The 2,963-nt window shown below is 65.7% G+C and carries 2 pseudogenes; one reads left to right on the forward strand and one right to left on the reverse strand.

What is annotated here, in order from left to right:
• Nucleotides 1-488, reverse strand: a pseudogene (locus ACFQV6_RS44100) (hypothetical protein); the annotation flags it as partial.
• Nucleotides 489-954: 466 nt separating this feature from the next.
• On the opposite strand from ACFQV6_RS44100, the pseudogene ACFQV6_RS44105 reads away from it, so the two are divergent.
• Nucleotides 955-2,963: pseudogene (locus tag ACFQV6_RS44105) on the forward strand (sugar-binding protein); the annotation flags it as partial.

The following is a 2,963-nucleotide window of genomic DNA, read 5'->3' on the forward strand; positions in this document are numbered from 1 at the left end:
GGGCCGGGCCAGGTGTAGGTGATGGGCTGACCGGTTTTGGTCTCGACCGTGGCCAGCACGCTCTCTTTGGCGCCGGGCTGGCTGCCGTTGGAGAAGGTGAGCGGGGTGTAGGGCTGGACGGGCTGGACGCCGGCGTCCACCGTGCGCAAGGTGTTGTCGATGGCGGCCCACCGGCCGTCGCCGGTCTTGGCCCGTTGTGGCACGGCGGTGAACTCGCTGCGCAGCTGCCCGTCGGGGCGTGCCCACGTTTGTGAGGTGGCGGTGGTGGCCTGCTCGATGAGCACCTCTTTGCGGGTGCGTAGTGCTTCGGTGACGGCGGTGGCCTGGTCTTTGAGTTTGGTGACCGCGGTGATGGCCTGGTCGCGGTGCCCTGGTGTGGCGGCGGTGGTGTCGGAGCCGCCGTCGGGCCACCAGGGGATCGAGGCGGCGGTCACGGTGGTGGCCAATACGAGGCCCAGGGTGCCGTACAGCCGGGTGCGCGTACGCACGAACGGACTGAGTAGGCGAGGCACGGTCACGGCGATCTACCCCCGTGGAGACCAGATGGAATGGGACAGCACAAACAGCCCCATACGGTGAGCCGTGGGGCGGAGAGCGCGCTCACGATGGCATATCGACGATCAACGCGTGTGGTTATCGAACCGTTACCTAATCCAAAGGTTTCGTTTAGGTAATGCCCGATTGGCGAGCTTCGTTCGTTGGTGTCGCTTGAATGGTCAGCTATTGATCCATTTCTTGGCGACAAGCCCGGAATGGACGACAGCGCCGCCCTTTGCTCAAGATCATTACGTGACAGATGTCACTTCACATCAATCATTATCACTGTCCGTGTTCTTGAGTTCCCACCTGGACAGACGGGACAGTGCCGTCGCACGCGCCTGATCGGCGTGCTTCTCGTGGTGCTCTCGCACCACTTCTTTCTGGTCTTCGCGCCTGGTGGGGGAGTCGACGCGTATGCGTGATTCAGGTCCGGTCCTGAGGTATTCAGGCCTGCGGTGGAGGCGCCGCGGTCGCGCGGCGGTCATCTTGTCGCTGACGACTGTCCTGGCGGTGACGAGTCTTCCGGTCGCGGCGTATGCGATCCCCGGTGCCGGTATGGACCGGGAGAACGCCGTTGTGGATCTGCCCGATCTGCCGGAGACGAAGGCGCTCGACGAGGACGAGGGTGCTGAGGAGAACCTCACCACTGCTCCCGAGGTGGCGACGGAGGAGTACACGCCGGCCTTTGTGGACGCGTGGGAGGAGGGTTCCGGTTCGGTTGATCTGACCGGTGCGACCCCGGGTGCGGAGCCGGCGCCGGTGGCTGATCTGCCGATCGCGCTGGGTGTTCCGGCCGGTGGCGACGCGGCCGCGGTTGCCGGTACGTGGACGATCGATCTGGCTGCTCCGCAGGATTCGCAGGACGCCGACGTGGCCGGTCTGATCATGAAGGTGACGCCGCCGGTCACCGCCGACCCGGCCGCCGAGGTCGCGCTCAGCGTCGACTACACCGCCTTCGCCGACCTCTACGGTCCGCAGGCCGCCGACCGGTTCGGCCTGATGACGCTGCCGGATTGTGTTTACGACTCGCCGGGCACCGGTGACTGTGCCCCGGTTCCGGCCGAGGAGGAAGACCCGGCCACTGCCACCGCTGCCACGGTGACCGCACAGTCGGTGCCGAGCGAGGTGGAGATTCTTCCCGCTACCGCGCCGCTGGCCCGCACGATGGCTGCGGCTGCTGACGACTCGACCAAGGCGGGCACGCCGCGCCGCATCGTGACGGGTGTGGTGCCGGTCGGTCAGTTGCTGGCCGATGCGGGCACCGGTGGTGTCGGTGGGATGGCCGGGCGTGCTGCCGCGAGCGGTTCGGGTGTTGTCGGTGCTTTGGACACCGGTGCTTCGGCGACCGGTGACTACACGGCCACCCCGTTGCAGTCCTCGGGTTCCTGGGCCGCGGGGTCGTCGTCGGGTGCCTTCACGTACTCGTATCAGGTGCAGGTGCCGGAGACCGCTGGTGGTCTGGCGCCGAAGATCGGCCTGTCCTACTCGTCGCAGTCGGTGGATGGGCGTACGTCGGCTACGAACAATCAGGCGTCGTGGATCGGTGACGGCTGGGACTACGCGGCCGGTTCGATCACTCGGACCTATGCCAACTGCCGCCAGGACTCCAAGACTGACGGCGCCAGCAACACCAAGCACCGCACCGCTGACCTGTGCTGGGGTTCGCAGAACGCGACCCTGTCACTGGGTGGCATGACGACCGAGCTGGTCTTCGCGGGTGGTAAATGGACCACCGGCAACGGTGACGGGTCGAAGATCGATCTGGTCAAGGACACCACCCGTGCGAACGGTGACAAGGACGGCGAGTACTGGGTCGTCACCACCAAGGACGGCACCCGCTACCACTTCGGCATGAACCGCCTGCCGGGCTGGACCGACGGCGCCGCCGTCACCAACTCGGTGCTGACCGCGCCGGTGTATGCCAACCACGCGAACGAGCCCTGCTACCAGGGTTCGTCGATCGACGATTTCAAGAAGTCGTTCTGCACGCAGGGCTGGCGCTGGTCGCTCGACTATGTCGAGGACCTGCACGGCAACGCGATGAGCCTCTGGTGGGCCAAGGAGCAGAACTACTACGCCCGCAACTTCGACTTCAAGTCGCCGGTCAAGTACGACCGCGGCGGTTACCTGACCCGCATCGACTACGGGCAGCGTAAGAACAGCATCTATTCGGCGACGGCCCCGGCGAGTGTGGCGTTCAGCGTTGCGGAGCGGTGTTTCGCCGAGGGCGGCGTCTCCTGTACTGAGGAGAACTTCGCGAGCAAGGATCCGGGTAAGTACCGGATCTGGTACGACACTCCGGCTGACCTGCGGTGTGAGTCGGGTAAGAAGTGCTGGAACGCGGGTCCGTCGTTCTTCTCCCGTAAGCGGCTGGACAAGATCACCACGTCGGCGCAGCGGATCTCCGGTAACGGGGCGCGGCA

The organism is Actinoplanes sp. GCM10030250 (genome assembly GCF_042666575.1).
Taxonomy (GTDB): Bacteria; Actinomycetota; Actinomycetes; order Mycobacteriales; family Micromonosporaceae; genus Actinoplanes.